The 20,718-nt window shown below is 58.7% G+C and carries 18 protein-coding genes and 5 pseudogenes; 12 read left to right on the top strand and 11 right to left on the bottom strand.

The features are described 5' to 3' along the window. Positions 1-65 precede the first annotated feature (65 nt). From dapD to argB, 3 genes are read right to left on the bottom strand one after another with little or no spacing between them, the layout of a single operon-like run. Positions 66-935 (bottom strand): 2,3,4,5-tetrahydropyridine-2,6-dicarboxylate N-succinyltransferase, encoded by an 870-nt coding sequence (gene dapD / locus AC1RKE_RS11950; RefSeq protein WP_183217473.1) that lies wholly within the window; start codon positions 933-935, stop codon positions 66-68. Next, complete coding sequence (locus AC1RKE_RS11945; RefSeq protein ID WP_152949390.1) at positions 932-1,591, bottom strand: pyrimidine 5'-nucleotidase; 660 nt, start codon at positions 1,589-1,591, stop codon at positions 932-934. The genes dapD and AC1RKE_RS11945 overlap by 4 nt, the downstream gene beginning before the upstream one ends. Beyond that, positions 1,588-2,517 carry an acetylglutamate kinase gene (gene argB / locus AC1RKE_RS11940; protein ID WP_054764589.1) on the bottom strand — a complete coding sequence of 310 codons (930 nt, stop codon included), beginning with the start codon at positions 2,515-2,517 and terminating at the stop codon, positions 1,588-1,590. Before argB ends, AC1RKE_RS11945 begins: the two co-directional genes overlap by 4 nt. A 142-nt stretch (positions 2,518-2,659) precedes the next feature. Here argB and AC1RKE_RS11935 point away from each other — a divergent pair, with 142 nt between their 5' ends. The 7 genes and pseudogenes from AC1RKE_RS11935 to AC1RKE_RS11905 all read left to right on the top strand — a co-directional run bounded on the left by AC1RKE_RS11935 (position 2,660) and on the right by AC1RKE_RS11905 (position 10,436). Further along, positions 2,660-3,952, top strand: coding sequence for a glycosyltransferase family 4 protein (locus AC1RKE_RS11935; protein WP_395941902.1), 1,293 nt, complete (start codon positions 2,660-2,662; stop codon positions 3,950-3,952). A gap of 88 nt (positions 3,953-4,040) precedes the next feature. Further along, a complete protein-coding gene (locus tag AC1RKE_RS11930) occupies positions 4,041-4,925 on the top strand; it encodes a class I SAM-dependent methyltransferase (RefSeq protein ID WP_483458079.1) in 885 nt (294 codons plus the stop codon). Positions 4,926-5,080: 155 nt separating this feature from the next. Further along, complete coding sequence (locus AC1RKE_RS11925; RefSeq protein ID WP_395941900.1) at positions 5,081-5,785, top strand: class I SAM-dependent methyltransferase; 705 nt, start codon at positions 5,081-5,083, stop codon at positions 5,783-5,785. A gap of 3 nt (positions 5,786-5,788) precedes the next feature. Continuing rightward, on the top strand, positions 5,789-7,000 hold the full coding sequence (locus AC1RKE_RS11920; RefSeq protein WP_395941899.1) for a glycosyltransferase: 1,212 nt from the start codon (positions 5,789-5,791) through the stop codon (positions 6,998-7,000). After that, the gene (locus AC1RKE_RS11915; protein ID WP_483458078.1) at positions 6,997-8,535 is read left to right on the top strand and encodes a glycosyltransferase; all 1,539 of its coding nucleotides are present in this window, start codon (positions 6,997-6,999) and stop codon (positions 8,533-8,535) included. Before AC1RKE_RS11920 ends, AC1RKE_RS11915 begins: the two co-directional genes overlap by 4 nt. Then, positions 8,532-8,891, top strand: a pseudogene (locus tag AC1RKE_RS11910) (tetratricopeptide repeat protein); the annotation flags it as partial. The gene AC1RKE_RS11915 and the pseudogene AC1RKE_RS11910, both read left to right, overlap by 4 nt. A 408-nt stretch (positions 8,892-9,299) precedes the next feature. Further along, positions 9,300-10,436 carry a hypothetical protein gene (locus AC1RKE_RS11905; protein ID WP_492897185.1) on the top strand — a complete coding sequence of 379 codons (1,137 nt, stop codon included), beginning with the start codon at positions 9,300-9,302 and terminating at the stop codon, positions 10,434-10,436. A gap of 39 nt (positions 10,437-10,475) precedes the next feature. Here the strand turns inward: AC1RKE_RS11905 and AC1RKE_RS11900 are convergent, their stop codons facing one another. The 4 genes from AC1RKE_RS11900 to AC1RKE_RS11885 form a co-directional block, all read right to left on the bottom strand. Beyond that, on the bottom strand, positions 10,476-11,240 hold the full coding sequence (locus AC1RKE_RS11900) for a hypothetical protein (protein ID WP_492897128.1): 765 nt from the start codon (positions 11,238-11,240) through the stop codon (positions 10,476-10,478). Between the two features lie 80 nt (positions 11,241-11,320). Next, positions 11,321-11,998, bottom strand: coding sequence for an ABC transporter ATP-binding protein (locus tag AC1RKE_RS11895; RefSeq protein WP_492897126.1), 678 nt, complete (start codon positions 11,996-11,998; stop codon positions 11,321-11,323). Further along, entirely contained in the window at positions 11,995-12,879 is an 885-nt protein-coding gene (locus AC1RKE_RS11890; RefSeq protein ID WP_492897124.1) for a KpsE/RkpR family capsule polysaccharide export protein, read from the bottom strand. The genes AC1RKE_RS11895 and AC1RKE_RS11890 overlap by 4 nt, the downstream gene beginning before the upstream one ends. Positions 12,880-13,174: 295 nt before the next feature. Next, entirely contained in the window at positions 13,175-13,996 is an 822-nt protein-coding gene (locus AC1RKE_RS11885; protein WP_492897122.1) for an ABC transporter permease, read from the bottom strand. 166 nt (positions 13,997-14,162) lie between these two features. On the opposite strand from AC1RKE_RS11885, the gene gmd reads away from it, so the two are divergent. The 4 genes from gmd (at position 14,163) to AC1RKE_RS11865 (ending at position 18,557) form a co-directional block, all read left to right on the top strand. Next, on the top strand, positions 14,163-15,239 hold the full coding sequence (gene gmd / locus AC1RKE_RS11880; protein WP_492897120.1) for a GDP-mannose 4,6-dehydratase: 1,077 nt from the start codon (positions 14,163-14,165) through the stop codon (positions 15,237-15,239). Then, positions 15,229-16,167, top strand: coding sequence for a GDP-L-fucose synthase (gene fcl / locus AC1RKE_RS11875; protein ID WP_492897118.1), 939 nt, complete (start codon positions 15,229-15,231; stop codon positions 16,165-16,167). The genes gmd and fcl overlap by 11 nt, the downstream gene beginning before the upstream one ends. A gap of 827 nt (positions 16,168-16,994) precedes the next feature. Next, positions 16,995-17,801 carry a capsular polysaccharide export protein, LipB/KpsS family gene (locus AC1RKE_RS11870; protein WP_492897116.1) on the top strand — a complete coding sequence of 269 codons (807 nt, stop codon included), beginning with the start codon at positions 16,995-16,997 and terminating at the stop codon, positions 17,799-17,801. A gap of 21 nt (positions 17,802-17,822) precedes the next feature. Further along, positions 17,823-18,557, top strand: a complete 735-nt coding sequence (locus tag AC1RKE_RS11865) for an acylneuraminate cytidylyltransferase family protein (RefSeq protein ID WP_492897114.1) — start codon at positions 17,823-17,825, stop codon at positions 18,555-18,557. Positions 18,558-18,559: 2 nt separating this feature from the next. Here the strand turns inward: AC1RKE_RS11865 and AC1RKE_RS11860 are convergent. The 3 pseudogenes from AC1RKE_RS11860 to AC1RKE_RS11850 form a co-directional block, all read right to left on the bottom strand. Beyond that, a pseudogene (locus AC1RKE_RS11860) lies at positions 18,560-18,673 on the bottom strand (IS481 family transposase); the annotation flags it as partial. Beyond that, positions 18,650-18,805: pseudogene (locus AC1RKE_RS11855) on the bottom strand (IS481 family transposase); the annotation flags it as partial. The pseudogenes AC1RKE_RS11860 and AC1RKE_RS11855, both read right to left, overlap by 24 nt. A 9-nt stretch (positions 18,806-18,814) precedes the next feature. Then, positions 18,815-19,039 (bottom strand): annotated as a pseudogene (locus tag AC1RKE_RS11850) (transposase); the annotation flags it as partial. Between the two features lie 379 nt (positions 19,040-19,418). Between AC1RKE_RS11850 and AC1RKE_RS11845 the strand changes: the two are divergent. Continuing rightward, on the top strand, positions 19,419-20,267 hold the full coding sequence (locus AC1RKE_RS11845; RefSeq protein WP_492897112.1) for an FkbM family methyltransferase: 849 nt from the start codon (positions 19,419-19,421) through the stop codon (positions 20,265-20,267). 10 nt (positions 20,268-20,277) lie between these two features. On the opposite strand, the pseudogene AC1RKE_RS11840 reads toward AC1RKE_RS11845, so the two are convergent. Then, positions 20,278-20,718 (bottom strand): annotated as a pseudogene (locus AC1RKE_RS11840) (DDE-type integrase/transposase/recombinase); the annotation flags it as partial.

The following is a 20,718-nucleotide window of genomic DNA, read 5'->3' as shown; positions in this document are numbered from 1 at the left end:
GCGGGCGCGACGCAGTGTGCGCCCTCGGACGCCGCGGCGTCAAAGCCAGGGCGGGCGGCGGACGATCAGTCGCGCAGCAGCTCATTGACGCCGGTCTTGGCGCGGGTCTGGGCGTCCACCCGTTTGACGATGACGGCGCAATAGAGCGAAGGCCCGCCGTCGGCGTCCGGCAGGGCGCCGGGCACCACCACCGAATAGGCGGGCACCTCGCCCCGGAAGACCTGACCGGTCGCCCGATCGACGATCTTGGTCGAGGCGGACAGATAGACCCCCATGGCCAGCACCGCGCCTTCGCGCACGATCACGCCCTCGGCCACCTCGGCTCGGGCGCCGATGAAGCAGCCGTCCTCGATGATTGTCGGATTGGCCTGGAGCGGCTCCAGCACCCCGCCGATGCCGGCGCCGCCCGACAGGTGCACGTTCTTGCCGATCTGGGCGCAGGAGCCGACCGTGGCCCAGGCGTCGACCATCGACCCCTCGTCAACGAAGGCGCCGATGTTCACGAAGGACGGCATCAGGACGACGTTCCTGGCGATGTGCGCGCCCCGCCGGACGACGGCGCCGGGAACCGAGCGGAAGCCGGCCGCCTGATAGTCGCCCGCGCTCCAGTCGCCGAACTTGTTCGCAACCTTGTCCCAGAACGGGCCGAGGGCGGCCGGATGATCGGCCGACAGAGGGATGGTGGAGGCGTGGCCGGCCCGCATGATCTGGTTGTCGTTCAGGCGGAAGGACAGCAGCACCGCCTTCTTCAGCCACTGGTGCGTGGTCCAGGCGCCGTCCGCCCCCCGCGACGCCACACGGGCCTGGCCGGAATCGAGCAGGTTGAGCGCGGTCTCGACCGCGTCCCGGACCTCGCCTCCTGTGGCGGGCGACACCTCGGCCCGGTTGTCCCAGGCGGCCTCGACGACGGATTCGAGATGCGACAGGTCGGTCATGCGGCGTCCTTGAAGGTCAGGGCGTTGAGAAAGTCGAGAAGATCGGGGGCGATATGGTCGATATGATCGCCCAGGGGCTTTCCATGGCCGTCGCCGATCAGGACGGTCGCCATCCCCAGGGCCTTGGCCGGCTCCAAATTCCTAGGCGTGTCCTCGAAGAAGGCGGCGCAGCGCGGCTCGAAGTCGAACCGCTCGATCATGCGACGAAAGGCCGACGGGGCCGGCTTGGGCGTCAGATCGCCGTCCTCGATGGCGAAGACCCCGTCGAAACAGTCGGCGATCCCGATCCGGTCCAGAACGCGGTGGGCGTAGTCCCTGGCCCCATTGGTGAAGACGAACCGGCGCCCGGGCAGAATCTTCAGCCGCTCGGCCAGACGGGGATTTCGCTCCACCCCGTCCAGGGGCACCTCATGCACCACCCTCAGAAAGTCCTCGGGATCGATGGTGTAGTTGGCCATCAGCCCGGCCAGGGTGGTGCCGTGCTCGTCCAGGAACTGGCGCTGCAACAGCCGCGCCTCCTGGGGCGCCAAGCCGACGGCCTCGACCACATAGGCGTTGATCCGCGCCTGAACCAGGGACATCAGCCCCTGTTCGCGTGGATACAGGGTGTCGTCCATGTCGAACACCCAGGCGTTGACGTGCGACAGGTCGATCAAGACGCCTTCACCAGGGTGCCCGCGCCGAATTCGGTGAACAGCTCCACCAGCATCGCATGGGGCCGGCGGCCGTCCAGAATCACCACGGCCTCGACCCCGGCCCGCACGGCCGCCATGGCCGTCTCCAGCTTGGGGATCATGCCGCCCGAGGCAACGCCCGTGTCGATCAGGCCTTGCGCCTCCTCCAGGGTCATCTGGCGAATGATCTCGCCGTCCGCCCCCTTGACCCCCGGCACGTCGGTCAGCAGCAGCATCCGCTTGGCGTTCAGCGAACCGGCCACGGCGCCCGCCACCGTATCGGCGTTGACGTTGTAGGTCTGGCCGTCTTCGGCCACGCCGATGGGGGCGATGACCGGCACCCAGTCTTCGGTCTCCGAGGCGATCAGCCCCTTGATCAGCTTGGGGTCCACCTTGGTCGGTTCGCCGACGAAGCCCAGATCGACCTCATGCTCGATCATACTGTCGGGATCGCGCTTGGTCCGGCGGGTCTTCTCGACCGTCAGCAGGCCGGCGTCCTTGCCCGACAGGCCGACGCCGCGCACGTCCGCCTCCTTGCCCGCCATGGTGATCCAGTGGGCGATCTCCTTATTGACCGCCCCGGACAGGACCATTTCGGCCACCTCCATCGTCGCCGGATCGGTGACCCGAAGACCATCGACAAAGGCCGACTTGACCCCCGCCTTGTCCAGCATGGCGCTGATCTGCGGCCCGCCGCCGTGCACGACGACCGGGTTCACCCCCATCAGCTTCAGCAGCACCACATCGGCCGCGAACTGTTTCGCCACGGCGCTCTCGCCCATGGCGTGACCGCCGTATTTGATGACCACGGTCTCGCGGTCATACACCTGAATATACGGCAGGGCCTCGGCGAGCGTCTTCGCCGTTTCCCAGCTGCGTTCCTCGGATTGGCGCTCGGTTTCGTTCATCACCGGCGCGAGATAGCGGGGGATGGCGGCGGTGTCACGCGGTCCATCCCGATTCTTGCCGCTGCGCCTCAGTGCAGTCGGCCAGACGCGGAAAACCACTCGCTCCATTCCATTAGCCCACGAAAAATTCTAGGCACTATCCATGAGCACAGTTTGCATTGACGGTTATAATCTGGCGCTTCCGAACGGGACCGGCATCGCCACCTACGGACGCAATCTCTTGTCGTCGATGAAAAGTCTCGGCTTGGGTCGGCAGGTGCTGTTTGGGCCGCCGAATGCGATCAGCGGGGACAATGTCCTGAACGAGGTCGCCCTCGCGGATTCGCTAAACACATCTGCGAAGATCCGGAAAGGCCAGAGGTTCGTCAAAACGCTATCGACGCGGTTTGGGCGCAGCGCCACCGGCGTTCAGCCGAGTGGCGAAGTGATATGGCCAAGCCGCAGCGGCGGACGGCCGGACGCGGACTCCTTCTGGGCCGCGCAAAATCTATTTCACTACGCGCTGCGGGGTTTTCAGGTCTATGGAACGCCTACGCCTGTGACCTTCGACGCATCGCACGCCGCCAAGCCGGATGTGATGCACTGGACCGCGACTTTGCCGCTCCACGCCACAAACGCCGCAAACATCTACACGATCCATGATCTGATCCCGCTTCGCTTGCCGCACAGCACCACCGAAAACAAGGCTTCCTACCGCAAGCTCTGTAATCACATCGCGAAGAAGGCCGACCATATCGTCGTCGTATCGGAAACAACCCGACAAGACGTGATTCGCCTGCTCGGGGTCGATGAAAACAGGGTTACGAACACTTACCAGGCTGTAGAGGTGCCGGAGGAACTTCGTACTCGACCGCAGTCCGAGATCGAATTGGAGCTGGACGGCATCTTCAATCTCGAATGGAAAGGCTATTTTCTTTATTTCGGCGCAATTGAGCCGAAGAAGAACGTAGGACGCATGATCGAGGCCTATCTGTCGTCAGGCGTCGAAAAACCACTGATTATCGTTGGAGGTCGGTCCTGGTTAGCAGAGGGCGAGACCGCGTTGCTGGACCAGGTCAAGCGAGACGGCGGTCGCAGCGCGGACCGCGTCAGGCGTTATGAGTATATGTCTCAATCGATGCTGATCAGCCTGATCAGAGGCGCTCGCGCCACGCTGTTCCCCTCCCTCTATGAGGGGTTCGGATTGCCCGTGCTGGAGTCGATGCTCCTTCAAACAGCGGTGCTGACGTCCACCGCGGGCTCCTTGCCCGAAATCGCTGGAGAAGCCGCCTTGATGGTGGACCCGTATGACGTGCGCGCGATAACTAGGGGGATCAAGGCGTTGGCTTCAGATAATGATTTAGTAGCGTCCCTGACTGAAAGAGGTATCGCTCAGGCAGGTCGCTTCTCTGCCGAACGGTACAAGGACAGATTGATGTCCGTGTACAAACAATAAATTGAGACTGTCGACTGAGCCATAGCCGCATTCCAAGTCCTATGGTACCTCGAACGTACACTGTTAACTTATACCCAAGGAGATCAAGGTGCTCACCGACCGCAGCGAAGAACTATTTCATAAGTATCAGGTGCCGCCGGAGGACGTGGATGTCGACCCCAATTGCTTTGCAAATTGCTTTGGCGTGCAAACACGCGCGGACCTCTTCTACACTGCTTCCGGCTATTCAGGTCAGATGATACCTGGCTTTCCCATCCCCGACGACCGCGTCTACGGCGGTCAGGCAGAGTACACAGGACTCCTGACTGCATTCGAGCACCGCGCGTCGCCGTCTAGCTTCGTCGCTGTTGAGCTTGGAGCGGCCTGGGGGCCCTGGGTTGCGCTAGCCGGAGTGGTTGCAAAGCGTAACGGGGTGAAAAACATCTCCTTAGTAGCCGTTGAGGCGAGCGAGCAAAAGATCGGTGCCTTGCACGATCACCTCTCCAGAAACGGCTTAATTGGCGCTGAAGGCATCGACACACGTATAATACACGGGGCCGCTTGGAGCGAAGACACTACTCTCCACTTCCCCAAGGAAATGCCGATTACCGACTATGGAGGAGCCGCGTCGAGTGTAGAAGCGGAGAATGACTATCGAGGCTTCACATATGAAACAGTACCGGTGAAAGCTTTTTCCTTGGCGACTCTCTCTGAGGGGCTTTCTAGAATTGACTATATGCACTGGGATATTCAGGGTGCCGAGCGCGACCTCGCGCTATCGTCAGGTGATTTTCTTGATGCGCGTGTGAAGTATCTTTACATCGGCACCCATAGCCGATCCATCGAGGGCGTGTTGATGGATAAATTCTTCCAAATGGGTTGGGATCTTCTTTGGCAGCAACCGTGCTCATTCACGTATGACAAGTCGAAGCCGTCTCTCGAGGGTATGACTACGACCGATGGTGAAATGCTGTGGGTCAACCCTAAAATTTGAGGACGCCTATGCGCCTATATCCATGTGGGAATTTTTTTCTCTCCCTCCCCGATGACCATAAGCTGCCGGAGATTCAGAAGACTCACGCGCTCTATGACAGATCTTATGCGAGCATTTTGAGGCCCTTGTCAGGCTGGAGGCCCTCGGGAGCTATCGTGGATATAGGCGCAAATGTCGGCGATACGGCTGCCTTCATAAGAACGCATATTGGAAACCCAATCGTATGCGTCGAGGGCGGTAATAACTTTGTGACGCACTTGCGGCATAACGCTCGTATCATTGATGACCACAATATTCACATATTAGACAGATTTGTCGCTCCGGACAGCAAGGCACACCTTCCTGCAGCCTACGTGGAAAAAGACGGCACCGGCTATCTCCATTTAGAGGGAGAGGGACGGGTAAATTTTATCACAACAGGGGATTTATTGAGTTTTGCGAGGGATTTAGGGCAGGGGGAAATCGCCTTGCTTAAAAGCGATACAGACGGAATGGATGGCCTGATTATAAGGGACGTGATCAATCAAGATCCCGATTTCGCCATTCATTTCGAGTGTGATTATATGGTAACCCAGTCGCTGGGCCGCCCCGATCTGTGGAACTCTATATTTGAAGATCTTGAACGTCTTGGTTGGTCATCCATTATTTTTGACAATTGCGGATTGCCATTCATGTTTATGGATAAAACATCTTCGTCTATAATAGATAATATCCAGGGATGGATTCATCTTCAGCGTCAGCTTGGGGTTGTTCGCACACATTACATAGACGTTTTTTCATTTCCGCCTACAGCTAGGGCGGTTTACGATGCAGCGAAGTCTTGCATCGGCGATAGCTTTCTTCAGCCGTACAGATATTGAGGCATGACCTTGACGCCTCCATTAGCTCGCTCTGGTGACGGACGTGTTTTTGTTTGTGACCCCATGTGCGTCCTCCCCTTCGGACATAACGTTCCGGCGATGGGCTATTTCCGGGATTGGTTCAAACGAACCACCAGGGACGTTGTGGCGGTCTGCTGCCGCGAACTGCCGGGGCCTATTGCGCAAGCAAACGGCTTCACGCCCTTCTTTCGTTTTTACTATGAAGATTATTTCCCGCGAATTCGGAACAGTTCGCCCGGCGGCGACGCTTCTGGGTGGTTTATCGACAACGCAGAGCGAATGGCGACACAAGACGCCCTGGCCCTGCTGAAAGAATTTGATGTAGGCCCCTCCGACACGCTCTTTCATCCCCATCTGGACTTCTATGGCGGCCTTGGGTTGCTCAACGCCTTGAAGAATTGGCCGAAGGATCGACGCCCTCGGCTGCTGCTGCGCTTCATCGGAGTGATGGAAAATGCGTCCCACGCCTACCGCGACCCGCTCGCCGAACTGCTGGGTCGGCTGAAGCAGGCGATGGCTGACGGGGTGGAGATTTCGTTCAGCGCCGAGACGCCCCGCTATGCCGACATGCTTGCGGAGGAGCTCGGCACGATCGTCACCGTGACGGCCTACCCGGAGATGTCTCAACCCCTCCCTATGCGTGAGCACGGGCCCTTTGTCTTCTATTGTGCGGGCTCGGCTAGGCACGACAAAGGCTTCATGCGCCTTCCGGAGATCTTTTCGGCGGTCCGGCGACGTGACCCGGAAATGACGATAAGGTTCGTCACTCAGATGCTGCCTGCAGCTGAACTGAAGCAGCACCTGGCCGTCGCCCGCGCGCTGTACGCCATTCCTGGTGTTGAAGTTCAGGGCTCCGCGATCTCGGCCGAAGAGATGATCGCGACCTATGAGCGGAGCCACGCCGTTCTTCTCCCTTACGACGCCGCCACGTACAGATATCGGGGTTCCGCCGTGCTTATGGAGGCGGCATTCCATGGCCGCCCTGCGATCACCTTCGATGGTTCTGCGTTTGCCGATCTCGCCCGACATTATAACCTCGGCGTTGTTGTGAGCGACGTGCCGGCGATGGTTGAAGCTATTTTCCGAATGGCTGACACGCGACGCTCGACACTTTCCCATAGAGCCGCACAGGCGCGTCATCGTTTTGACCTGGATAACACGGCCGCCTTTGAGAGCTGGTTGAAGCTGCCATGAAGACTCTGCTGTTCGTCGATCATGCTTTTCATACATCCACAGCTTCCAGCAGGTTTTTCACCGACCTTTTGAAGAGACGGTTTGATGTAAAGATCGCCTATGTCGATCCACCCTCAAATATCGCTGCTGAAACGCTCTCAATTGCTGCATCGGCCGACGTCGTCGTCATCTGGCAGATGGACTACCTTGCTCCCATTTTCCTGTCGCTGGGCGTGCCGACAGTCGTGGTGCCAATGTACGATGGTTCTGCGACGATGCCGGATCTCCATTGGGCGTGCTCTGCGCAAGCGCAATACATCAATTTCAGCTTTACGCTGCACCATCGCATCGTCGGCTTGGGAAACAGGTCGTTCCTCGCCCGGTACTTCCCGTCGCCAGCCCCAGAGGATGATCGAGCGACCTTTGATGAAGGACTCAAGGCGTTCCTTTGGCAAAGACGCCCCGAGCACGGGATCAATGCGCCGGCCGTCTTACGCCTGCTTGAAGGGCAGGTCAGCTCACTTCACGTGCACAATGCGCCAGACGTGGCAGATTTGGATATGCGTCCCTATAAGGTGACGTCAACCTCGGCTTGCGAGGTAACGCAAACCAAATGGTTCCCTAAGGCGGAGGACTACCGTGCGGCGCTTGGTCGCGCTAACGTGTTCATTGCTCCGCGACGCGCTGAAGGCATCGGCATGGCGACGCTTGAAGCTATGGCGCGCGGCATGTTGATCATCGCTGGTGATGAACCTACTCAAAATGAGTACATCGCTAACTGGCTGAATGGAATTCTGTATGACCCAGATGCGGCCCAGTCCATTCGGATCGACAAGGATACTGCGGAAGGGATGGGTCTGCTGGCGTACGAGACCGTCCGCAGCGGCCGGCAACAGTGGGAACTCCAAGCGCTGGAGATATTGGCTCTCGTAGAGAGCGGTCGCCCGACCGAGCCGGTCGATATCCCCGACCTGGTGAGCTTTTCAGACGCGCTCTCCCGGGCCTACTATTCGGGTGTACGATCCTACACGGCGTTCATGCTGAACAACGCAGATTTGATGTCCAGAGTTGCGGGTAGGGAACTGCGGGGATGTTTTGACGAAGCAGGCCAGCGCTTGCTTCCAGACCACGACGCTCGGGAAACAGCCACAGACAAGCCTTGGCTAGAAGAGGGCCGGGTGTCCCTCTCGCCTAAACAGTCAGATCGCTACCTCACCGCAGGCGCTTTAGAACACGCTGGCAGGACCGCATGGCTTTGCGGCCACTGTGCAGAGTTCCAGTTCAGAGCGGATCCCCTTACTGCGGCTTTCAGCACCCTCACGATCCGCTTAGAACTACCGGCGGGGCTGGAGCGACAGCAACTCGTCGCTACCCTCAACAATTGGACGCTTGGTATTGTAGAACTGAACCCCGCCGACGAGACGGTAGATTTCGATCTGCCTCTGCATGTTGTCGAAGGCTCAAACACGCTACGCATCCAAACTGCAGCTCTTGGCGAGGGAGCAGGAGTACACGGCTTCGTATCGCTGGGTCTAAACGAAATCCGATTCTTATGAAGCGACAGGTAGCGAGATTTTACCGTCGGCTAAGGAGGGCTTTGAGACCCGAAGCCTTGCCGGCGCGGGAACATGCTCGGAATGGAGATGTCGCACGTGATTCAGGTGATTGGGAGTTGGCCAAGGCCCACTACCTTAAAGCGCTGGCCGGCGACTCGTCTCTTGAGCCGATCTGGGTTCAACTTGGACACGCTCACAAGATTGCTTCCGACTTCCAGGCGTCGGAAGAAGCCTACCGTCGCGCGTTGCAGCTCGATGCACAAAATGGAGATACCTGGCTTCAGCTCGGCCACGTACTCCGACTGCAGGGGCGATTAGTAGAGGCTCGAACTTGCTACGAAAAGTCGGCGTTGCTGTCGCCTGACAACACCGACGCTCTTCGAGAAGCGGCAAGCTTGGGGGCAGACTCGACCCTTTTAAGCCAGGCTCCAATCTCCGCCAACAGAAGGGCCTCGTTGGTTTCGTACAGCTCCAGGCTGATAGGCCGAGGGCGGCTACTTATTGACGTCACGGCGGCGGCCGACCTTGGGGACTCTCCCGTCGCCGAGGTTTGTGACGCTCTGTCCCGTCACAGGGACCACCCAGTCGATCTTGTTATATGGCGGGAGGGGGGGTGGCGTACATTAGCCGGAGGGCCGTACGACGTGGCGACAGCGTGCGTCGCCATAGTCGTTATAGGTCCCTGGTCGATCTATCGGCCAGATCACGCTCAAGCGCTCAGGCACTACTCCTTGCATCGCGGTGTTCCCGTGATTGGAGGGCTCATGGATTTGACGTCGCTTCTTGAGCCGGAGCTGTTTCCCGACGCTGCGGCGGACGCCGCGATGCACTATCTGCAGTTCCTTGGCGCGATTTCGTCCGGCGTCTTGACGCTCCTAAGCGTCGACAAGGAAGAAGCACGCGCCATCGTTCGGCGTTTCACGCCGAACGTCGGCGACGTCAGTGGATCATTCGGCTCGGAGGCGCCCTCTCAGGAGGCCGCTGAACACATCGAAATCGTCGGCATTGAAGGCTCTGCTGAATTCCAAGTGGCAAGACGCGCCTTGGGACTGCTGACTGCGAGTGATGCGGCTCGCTTTAGATTTACAAGCCCAACGGACGGCACAGCGACCATCCGCAGCATCGGAGGCGTTCTACTCAGCTCAGATGTTCATACAAGGATGTACGGACGGCGAATGATCGGACGCGGACGTCCGATCGCCTTAGGGGCACGCAGAGGGCTTTCAGCCTTTGCTCATCAAGCTGCGCTGAGAATGCCCGTTTTGGATGTTCGGCTCGCCGCCTCTCACCTGAAGGCCTTCGCCGCCATCTGCGCCGAACCCTTTACGCCTGAAGTACCGGCCTTCCCTCGCGGCACCAACGGCCTAGATGAGATCGCCGGTTGGCGGATCCGTGAACCAGCGTCCCAGGAGGGCGTGGAATTGACCTTCATCGCAGATGCAGCCGCAACACGAGCGCCTCTTCTAAGCGGGAGGGTCTCGCTGCCCCCGCAGAGTTTGCAGCGAGTCGAGCCTGCAGGTCTGCGTCTACAGCGGGATCCCGTGGAGGTCGGCGTGTTCGGTGGGTCTCAAGACACCGTGGCTATGCTTCTGGTCACATCCGAGCAAGCGTTCACCACTATCTCTATCGCGACCGCAATGGAGGGCGAGGCAGTTCAAACGCACATCCCTGTCGCAGCGGTGAAATGGATACCGGTCGTTTTACCTAAAAAGAACGTCGCGCACACCCTCTCGATCTCAATTGACGCTCTGCATGACGAACGTGCCCATCTTTTAGCTATTTGCTTACATCCTGCTAATAATCGAAACGCTTGGCTTAGATTCAGCGACCAGATCGAACGAGGCACCTACCCCCGGCTCAAAGCAGAGACTAGAAAAATCGCCGAAAGCTTCCTAGCCTAGGCTGGCTGATCCACGAACGAGGCGGGCTGAAGTCGGGCTTCACGGTTGCAAATCGCCGGCGGCTCCGCTCGCCAACTCAACCCCCAAAATCGTGAGTTCGCCAGCAAGGCTGCTATTGGCTAAGACGAGCCTCAACTCGGTCTGCGCGGCCTGATCGACGACGGTAGTTATTGAAATCTTGTACTTGCCCGCTTGTTGCGTGCGGAAAACGTGCTGGGAGAAGGCGCTAACCCCTCCCCACTCTATTCTGAAAATACGTGGATTTGCGTCTTGGTCTACTGAGAACACAATCGTTGCAGTCCACACGCCACGAGGCAGCCAATGATAAGCCCCATATAGGAGGTAACGTGCGCGTCCCGTCAGACCTATTCGCTCGCGCGGCAGTCCTTTGTCTGCATGTCTGCGATCTAGACAAAACATTGCCAGAGGCAAAGAAACCGACACATGCGGCTCTGCGGGACGCGCAAGGAGCGACAGCAGCGGATGCGCGGGCAAGGGCCGCGCTTGCTCAAGTTCGTTGAGGAAGCCTAATACTGCGGCCGGCAGGAGGGCGGGCGAGACAACTTTCCCTCTCGGCCATCCGTCGAAGGCCAGCGCAAGCAGGCGCGACGCCGCGTCGATGTCCTTGGTGTGAAGCATAGGAGGCTGGGGGTTGATGCTCGCCCAGAAGGCAGGCGAGCACGCCCTGACTTCCCCCACTGAGGCGGCGACGACGACGTCTAGCTCATCCGAGCACGAATAACTGCCGGCGAACCCTATCCGCACACCATTTCTACGCGCCAGATCGGTAACCTCGTACCGCACGGCATCTCCCTCTGAGTAGAGATCAGGGATGACGGCACAAAGCACTGCTGGAGAACGCTGAAGGGTCAAGTGATTGCCACCTACTCGGCGCGGAGCCATTTATAGACATCCACGCCCTCCTCCACGTCGTCGAATAACTTAGCCGTACCGCTTTCGATGACCAAGGCTCGCTCACAAAGCGCGCTTATCAGGTTCATGTCGTGGGACGCCATTAGGAAGGCTCTCTGGCTCCGCTTCAAAAAGAGTTCCTCCTGGCACTTCTTCTGAAACCGTGCATCTCCCACAGCCACCAGCTCGTCGATTAAATAACAGTCGAACTCGATGGCGAGGGACAATCCGAACGCAAGCCGCGCCCTCATACCGGAGGAATAGTGCTTGACTGGCTGTCGAAGCGCGTGCCCCAGCTCAGCGAAATCGTCGACACGTGCGAGCACGTTGGCGAAGTTCTTTCTGTAAATGCGAGACAAGAAGCGGATATTGTCCAACCCTGACAAGCTGCCTTGAAAGCCGCCACCGAAACCGATGGGCCAGGAGCTTGACATTGACCAAGTCACGGAGCCCGTCGTGGGGGGAAGCACGCCGCCTAGGATCTTGATCAGCGTGGACTTGCCCTGCCCATTTCGTCCGAGGATCGCGATCCGCTCGCTGCGGGCAAGCGTGAAGCTAAGATCGGAGAACACCCTCTTTGATCCGCTCGGGTACACCTTCGAAAGACTCTCGACATTGAGGCCGACCTCGCGCCCCGCTTCGGGCATCATTGCTGACGGTGCTCCTTGACCCCGGCCCAGATCAACCAGCCGACTCCATAAAGCAAGAGCAACGTCCCGAAGACTGCCAGGACTGCGGAGAAGCGCTTCGGCTCCGCGGCCTTGTCGGCAACGCCCGGACTAACCACACGCTCGAGGTACAACTGCTGTCGCCTAGCATCCTGGCGAGCCGCGTTAAGCGTCGCCGTAGCAGAAGCCAAGTTTCTGGCTGCAAGCTCTCGCCGTCCGATCAGCATTTCGTAGTCGGCTACCCTCGGCGCCAAGGAGTCGCTCGAGCCAGAGATCCGTTGGCGCTGCGCCTCGATCTGCGTGGCAATGGCCCGCAAGCGTGCATCCAATGAAGCCAGTTGAGGGCTCTGGGGAGCCTGGGAGGCAAGTTGCTCCCTTTCGGCCTGAAGCTCAGCCTGCGAGAGCAGCAATCCGCCAAGAAGTTCCGAACTTTCTGCGGCGATGTTAGCCGGGTCGATGAAACGTTGAGCTGTTCGAAACCGGGTCAGCTCCACCTGAACCCGCTGAACATCATCCTCAGCCGCCCGCACGGCCTCTTCCGCCTCGGCGACTGCGGTTTCCACGGCGCGACGGTTGAGGCGATTGACCAAATCCTCACCGCCGGCGAGCAGACCGTTTGCTATCGCCGCAGCGTCCTGAGGCCGAAACGCCTCCACGCGCAATGTGCTCATTCCGTTGGTCGAGTCATATCCCACGACCACGAACCGCTGGAACCCCTCATAAAGAGCTTCGGCGCTAGGTCCATCCCAAGGCCTTTGCAGCCGGGACAGCGGATCAGCGCTGGCCGCATTGAGCATTTTTCGAACGTCATAACGGCGCTGCAAATCGTACAGGGCGTCGCGCGACCGCACGTATTCATGCACGGCGAAAGCGTCGCTCTGAGTCGTTGAGAGTCCCACCCCTTGTAACGCAATTCCAAGAGCAGACGGCGCTTGCTGCGACTGCGCCCGCACGATGAACCGTGCTTCCGAAACGTACCTCGGTGTGGCTATAACGAAGTAGTATATCGCGACTACGACAGTCGGCGCGACAACAAGGCTCATGAACGGCCATGGCACACGCGTATACCAACGCCTTCGCGCCTTCTGATTCAGGTCGTTCGTTTCGGGACCTAGATATGTCAACTGTGATTCAGACATTCATCACCACATTCACTCCTTACTCAACATCAACATATTTGAGAGCGGAGGACAGCACGATTAGAGCGAAAAAGAGGAGCACTGTACCGAACAGGGCGGGGTAAGTCGGATGATAATAGGCCTCAAAAAACTCACCAAAAAAGCCCGCCCTGACCATCTCGACTGCGTTAGGCATCGGCACAAGAAGGAACTCTTCTCGGTACGCAGCAGGCACAATAGAAACAGTAAAAAATGCGCCCGAAAGCGGTATCAGCATATAAGTGAAGAGCTGCGTAATGCGTTCGACCACTTCAAATCGAACCGCCAAAGCGCTCAGAAGAAGTGCAAGCCCAAAAGAAAGCCAAGCCAAGGATATCCACCCCCAATACAACAGTAACGGATCTTTCGGGAAAGACACCTGGCCTATTAAAAGCAATATCACGAACACAGCCAAGAACGCCGTGGTGGTTCCCATAAATTCCACCAATGCCCTGGCGACGTAGACGTGTATTATCCTCACTTGACGGTGATGCAGCAACCCAATATTGGCTTGAATAGCGCCCAAACTATGTTGAATGAAGTGCCTGAGCAGCAGCAGACACATATATCCTGTCATGACAAAGGCGCCGACGCGGACGCCATGCTCGTAGGCTGGCTTCAGCACGCTCCACATTACGATGACGCCGAGGCAGAACAAAAGCGGTTCGCCGACCACCCAAAGGAACCCGAGTCCCTCACGTCCGTAACGAGTCACCATTTCGCGCATCATCAGGGCGCGCGTTATGCGAGCCTGGCTCGCCAAACCGCCGGCCAAAGCGCCGAAAGAGCCTATCCCGCGTGCCAAAAGCTTGCCTGACGCCATTCTCATGAGACGCCTGAATACACCATAAGTTCTGTCGCGAAACCCCTTCACCGGGACGATCTTCCAGCGTTCAAAAAACGGGTTGAAAACGCGCTCGCATCCGCGCTGAAGGACGTCTATCTACGCATTGCCGTGTGCATCAGCACGATAACTTCTTGGGTATATGATGGCTGTACAATCGAACGGGAAGGTCGCGCTGATCACGGGCGTGACGGGGCAGGACGGCGCCTATCTGTCGGAGCTTCTCCTGGAGAAGGGCTACACCGTCCATGGCGTGAAGCGCAGGTCTTCGTCGTTCAATACGGGACGGATCGACCACATTTATCAGGATCCGCACGAGCAGCATCCGCGTTTCGTCCTGCACTACGGCGACATGACGGATTCGACGAACCTGATCCGCATCGTCCAGCAGACCCAGCCCGACGAAATCTACAATCTGGCGGCCCAAAGCCACGTGCAGGTGTCGTTTGAGACGCCCGAGTACACCGGAAACGCGGACGCTGTGGGCACGCTGCGCCTGCTAGAGGCGATCCGCATCCTGGGGTTGGAGAAGAAGACCCGCTTCTACCAGGCCTCAACCTCGGAGTTGTACGGCAAGGTGCAGGAAGTGCCGCAGTCGGAAGCGACACCCTTCTATCCGCGCAGCCCCTACGCCGCCGCCAAACTCTACGGCTATTGGATCGTCGTGAACTACCGCGAGGCCTATGGCATTCACGCCTCGAACGGCATTCTGTTCAACCACGAGAGCCCGCTGCGGGGCGAGACCTTCGTGACGCGCAAGATCACGCGCGCCGCTGCGGCCATCAAGTTGGGTTATCAGGACAAGCTCTATCTGGGCAATATCGACGCCAAGCGCGACTGGGGTCACGCCCGCGAATATGTGCGCGGCATGTGGCTGATGCTGCAGCAGGACGAACCGGACGACTATGTGCTGGCCACCGGCGAGACCACCATCATCCGCGACTTCGTCACCGAGGCCTTCAAACAGATCGGCGTGACCCTCCGCTGGGAAGGTGAGGGGCTCGATGAAAAGGGCTTCTGCGCCGACACCGGCCGGGTCTATGTCGAGATCGATCCGCGCTACTTTCGTCCGACCGAGGTCGACCTGCTGATCGGCGATCCCACCAAGGCCAAGAACAAGCTGGGGTGGGTTCACGAGACCAAGTGGCAGGCCCTGTGCGCGGAAATGGTCGCCGCCGATCTGATCGCCGTGGCCAAGGAGCAGCGGCGCAATGCCGAGTGAGGTCATCTTCCCGCTGGCGGGCAAGCGGGTCTGGGTCGCCGGCCATCGCGGGATGGTCGGCTCGGCCATCGTACGCCGCTTGGCCAGCGAGAGCTGCGAGGTCGTGACCGCCACGCGCGCCGAGGTCGATCTGAAGAACCCGGCCGAAGTCCAGGCCTTCGTTGCGGATAGGTCGCCCGACGCCATCTTCATGGCGGCGGCCAAGGTCGGCGGCATCCTGGCCAACGACACCTATCCGGCGGACTTCCTATACGACAATCTGATGATCGCGGCGAACGTCACCGAGGCGGCGTATCGCAACGGGGTAGGCAAGATGCTGTTCTTGGGCTCCAGTTGCATCTACCCCAAGCTGGCGCCCCAGCCTATCCCGGAAGACGCTCTGCTGACCGGCCCGCTTGAGCCGACCAACGAATGGTATGCTATCGCCAAGATCGCCGGCATCAAACTGGCCCAGGCCTATCGCAGACAGCACGGCTGCGACTTCATCAGCGCCATGCCGACCAATCTTTACGGCCCCGGCGACAACTTCGACCTGAACACCAGCCACGTCTTACCCGCCTTGATCCGCAAGGCGCACGAAGCCAAGGTCGCCGGCGCTGATCACATCACCATCTGGGGGACGGGCGCGCCCCGGCGCGAGTTCCTGCACGCCGACGACTGCGCCGACGCCTGCGTCTTCCTGCTCAAACACTATTCGGACTTCGAGCACGTGAACGTCGGCTCGGGCGAAGATATCGCCATCCTCGATCTGGCGCGCCTGGTGTGCGAGGTCGTTGGCTTCACCGGCCAGATCCGCACAGACACGACCAAACCAGACGGCACAATGCGCAAGCTGATGAGCGGCAACAAGTTGAAGGCCCTAGGATGGCAGGCGAAGATCGGGCTACGGGAAGGCGTGGAGGGGGTGTACAGTAGTTCACCTAGATGAGCTGATCTAGTTCACCCTCTGCACCCACCAGATAGGGTTTGGATGTGGCCTCGGACCAACGAGATATATTCCTAAAGGCCAACACGGCCCTTACCAATGCCTATGCTCGCAAGACGACAGGTGGAGCAATCTACGTCGATATGATGCATAATAGCATCGGATATGTTATGCGAGCATTGTACATAGCGAGATCCCTATCAATTTTAACCGGGTCTCCGATTGTCGCTCTAGCTGGCAATCCGGGCGTGGTGACCCGGTCTGCTTTCCTATCGCCTGATAGGCTGGATGTTGCGCTTGCCCGATCCTTCGGTGTCGGCGATATCATTTTCGTCCCAGAGACGCTCGACAGCGACGACGAAAGTCAGCAGTCGGCCCGACCTATTTTTGCATTGTTGGAGGCCGCGCTGGAGGAGCAGCGAGTCCCACCCTCTACGCTAAAATCGTTGCGGCGCATTTGTAACCACGACGGCGTTCAAATAGGTCGTGCAATCCAAGATACATACATGCGATCTAATCTATTGCCCACCCTATATGGTGGGCATAAGCTGCGCGCGGTTATAGAAGATGTATCTCGGCTAGACGCTTGGGCAAAAGGCCTTTTTTCTCGGCGGCCGCCGTTTGCGTTCGTTTCGGGGCATATCGATTATTCACCATGGGGCCTGATCATGCAGCGCTGCATGCGGGCAGGGGGATTGGGCGTTTACTACCGATGCGACGTCCGAATTCCGCTATATGTGTTGAGGCGATGTAGAAGCGGTGAGACTCTGAACGGCCTGTTGCGAAGAGCCGACGCGGCCGCATTCAGCGGCTACCGCCGGATGTGCCCTTTGCCGGCGAACAGCGCCAACATCCGCTACACGCTGGACCAAGGGGTTGCGAAGAACTGGCGATGGACAGATCACCCTGGCCGCACGGACGGGGGCCAATGGCCATTTGACGGCAACCGGCCTTGCATCTGTCTTTTCACGCACACATTCACCGATCAGCCGAGTGCAGACAAATCTGTTTTCTCGGATCATCTCGATTGGTTGGAGCAAACACTTGAACACGCTGCGAAGAGTGGGAGCTATGATATTCTAGTCAAGGTTCATCCGCTGGACGGCCACTTTGACTTGGCAGGCAGCATATCCCGGTTGGCGGCAAAGCACGCTGATGCGGCCAACATCTTCTTCCAGGTCGAGCCCATTGCAAAGGAAACCCTTGCGGAGCGTTGCATCCTCGGTCTAACCGTCCGTGGGACGCCGGGCGTGGAAATGTCGGCTCTGGGGCTACCCATGTTGCTAGCGGGGCGGGCATATTACGATCACCTTCCGTCTGTGTCTTATGCTGAAGACGCGCATGACTACTTCAGCCAGATAGAACGAGCGGTTAGAACCGGGCCGGCGCCAAAGGACGTGACGATTGCGAGGGACTACGCCGCCTTTGACCGGTTTTGGGCAGCTCCCTATGCTCCCATGGTTGGACCATTCAATCCACACCTGGACGATAGCATTCAGTGGACCCTTGCAGCTGCAGCTTGCTCGTCCACGGCCTTTGAACTGGACGAAGTGACTGCAGCTCTTCAGGCCGCGATGACCTTTGATATCCAAAGTGACGCCGTTCGAGCGTTCAACGCGCCAGCAACATCTGCGTGAATCTTAGACCAAGAGCTCAGCATGGAAGCTTCAATAGACTGCTACATTCCAGCACGAATAGGCAGCCAGAGGGTTCCGATTAAAAACCTACGTATGCTGGGCGACCGTCCTTTGATCGCGCACGCGATAGATATCGTGACGAAAGTTCCGCAAATCAGTTCCTTCTGTGTCAATACAGACCACGACCTAATAGCCTCCGTTGCATATCGTTACAAATGCAATGTTTACCTGAGAGACCCTTCGCTCGCGGTGTCCACAACATCTACAGACGAAATACTATACGACTACGCCACAAACTCTACATCCGATCATATACTAATACTTAATCCTACAGCGCCATTCGTCAGGTCAGACACCTTGGAGGCAGCCGCGCTGTTTTATCTGTCTGGAAAAGGAACTCTGTTCTCGACCACAACTATCAAGAAGCATGCAATCCGAAGTGGAAAGCCTGTTAATTTCGATTTCAACAAAAGAAGTCCCCGAACTCAAGAACTTCAGCCAATTTCTTTCATAAATTTTATATTTATATTCGTAAACCGCAAGGAAATGATATCAGCATACGAGCGTAGTGGTTTCTGCCTTTACACCGGCACCCCGCGATACTGGCCGATCGAAGGCATCGAGACGTGGGATATTGATGACGAGTTCGACTTCCGGTTGGCTGAGCTGGCGCTGAAGAACTCAAAAACTTCGCCTGCTGAGTACGCGCCTGAGGTTGCCGAACTGGTTCGATCGGGGGTTCGATTCGAACGTTAGGGCTAGCTGTTCAGTCCCGAGGTCCAGTGGACAGGATCTAACCTGAAGCGGTCCGGCTCGCCCGACCAAGGTTTGCAGATGGCTTCGTAGGGTGTGAGCCCGCGCAAGGTCTTGACCATCGCCTCCTCCTCGGCGCTCAGCACCGTCGAGCGAGTGGACTTAGGACCCATGGCTGCGGCATGGACAAAGGCCCGCTTGCGCCACTTGGCTACCGTCTTCCGGTTCAGCCCGTACCGCGCCGCTAGAGCGGTTTTCGTTCATGTAGCGTCGTATCCGCAGGTGGCGAAGTAGTTGGCGCACTCGGTCGGGGAGAAGGCGTCGAGGAAGCGGCCGATGGCGGTCCAGAACCGTTCGACGGTGCGCTCTGCGGCCTTGCGCAGGAGCGCCTTGAGCTTGGTGAAGACCTTCTCGATGGGGTTGAAGTCGGGGCTGTAGGGCGGGAGATAGAGCAGGCGCGCGCCGACGGCCTCGATCAGCTCCCTCGCCAGCCCCCACGGTGAATCAGATCACGACCCCCTTGGGAATCCCCCGCGATTCCAGACGCGCGAAAACCCCTCTAGATCTTTGAGCGAAGCTTTCGATCACTGTATCGCCGCTCGCACGGCGTGCGTGGTCGTGGCGCTGCCGTGGATTATCTGGCCCATAGCTCCTCCCGATGTGCGCACCCAGCTAAACTGAGGCCATCACACAGCGGGACTGAACACCTAGTCTAGATGTGGAGGCTCATGTTGGGGAATGGATTGGCGATCCGTGTGACGGTTGCGGTTGTTTGATCGATAGCAATCAGGTAAGCGGCGAGTTGGCCGAACGGGCGTGCTCGGGCTCAGGCGCCCTAGAACCGTGGTTGAGCCGGGAAGCGTTATGAAAAGATTGTGGAAGTCGTTCTCCTGGACGCGGCGCCAAAAAAGAGACGGAGAACGCAACACGACGGCCGGACGCCCTTATTTTTATTTGGGTGAAGGTCTAGCGCTCACGAGGCTGAAAAGTGGTCATTTCATCTATGTTGATCCGCTTGAGGAGAGCGTCTGTGCACATCTCATCGCGCACGGCACTTGGGAGCCATGGATTGAGAAGGTCGTACTGAGTTTGCTTCGACCTGGAGACCACGTCGTGGAAGTCGGCGGCCATGTCGGGTTCTACACGCTCGCAATGGCGCACCGGGTCGGACGGATGGGAAGCGTGCTGACGTTCGAAGCTAATCCTAGACTTGCAGCGCTATCCTCCCGATCAATCAGGCTCAACGGATATGCGCCCTGGGTGCAGATCGTGCAGAAGGCCGCAAGCGACACCTCTGGGTCGGTCCGCTTTTCAACATCGAGACAGTATGGCGGCGGTGGCCACGTCTACGTTGGAGAAAACTTGCTCGGCGGCGACACCCAGGTGCTTGAAGTAGATGCCGTACGTCTAGATGATCTCGACTTGCCGAGGGTCCGACTGCTGCGCATTGATGCGGAAGGATCAGAACCTCTGATTCTGGCTGGGGCGGAAAATCTCTTGCGACAGCCCGACATCATTCTTTGCATCGAGTGGGACGTCGTGCAGATGCGTTCGAGGGCAGATCCTCAGCAGTTGGCGAAAAAACTGCAGCAAATGGATTTCAAGTTTTGGCGTATCGCGGTTTCGTCTGAACTCGTGCCCGTGGACTGTGAGGCTCTGGGCCAGTTGGACGCTTGCGATCTCGTGGTCGCCCGCTCGGAGCCAATGACGTGACCCCCGTTTCTCATCCAGCCATAACGAGAGTCCTGGATTGATCTGAGCTGGGGTTGTCGGGGGTTGGCAAGAGGCCGGTCAGCGCAGCGCCCAACCAGCGCAGCAGACCAGCCGATCTGTCCGGTGAGGGCTTCTGCATAGGCCTGCGGCGTCAGCCACCCGAGCTTCGAGTGCGGACGCCGCTGCGATGTAGTGCCAGCCGACGCCGGTGTCGTCGGCCCAGGCCAGCACCGCGTTCGAGGTGTATTCCGTCTCGTTGTCGCTGACGATGGTGTCGGGCCGGTCCCGCTGCCGGATGACGACATCCAACTCCCGCACGACCCGCGCGCGCGACAGCGAGGTGTCGGCCACCAGCGCCAGGCATTCGCGGGTGAAGTTATCGATCACCGTCAGGATGCGGAAGCGCCGCCCGTCCGTCATCTGGTCGGCGACGAAGTCCAGCGACCAGCGC

It is taken from the genome of Brevundimonas sp. GW822-FHT03E11 (genome assembly GCF_058801445.1).
This window is presented reverse-complemented; position numbering and strand designations above follow the sequence as displayed.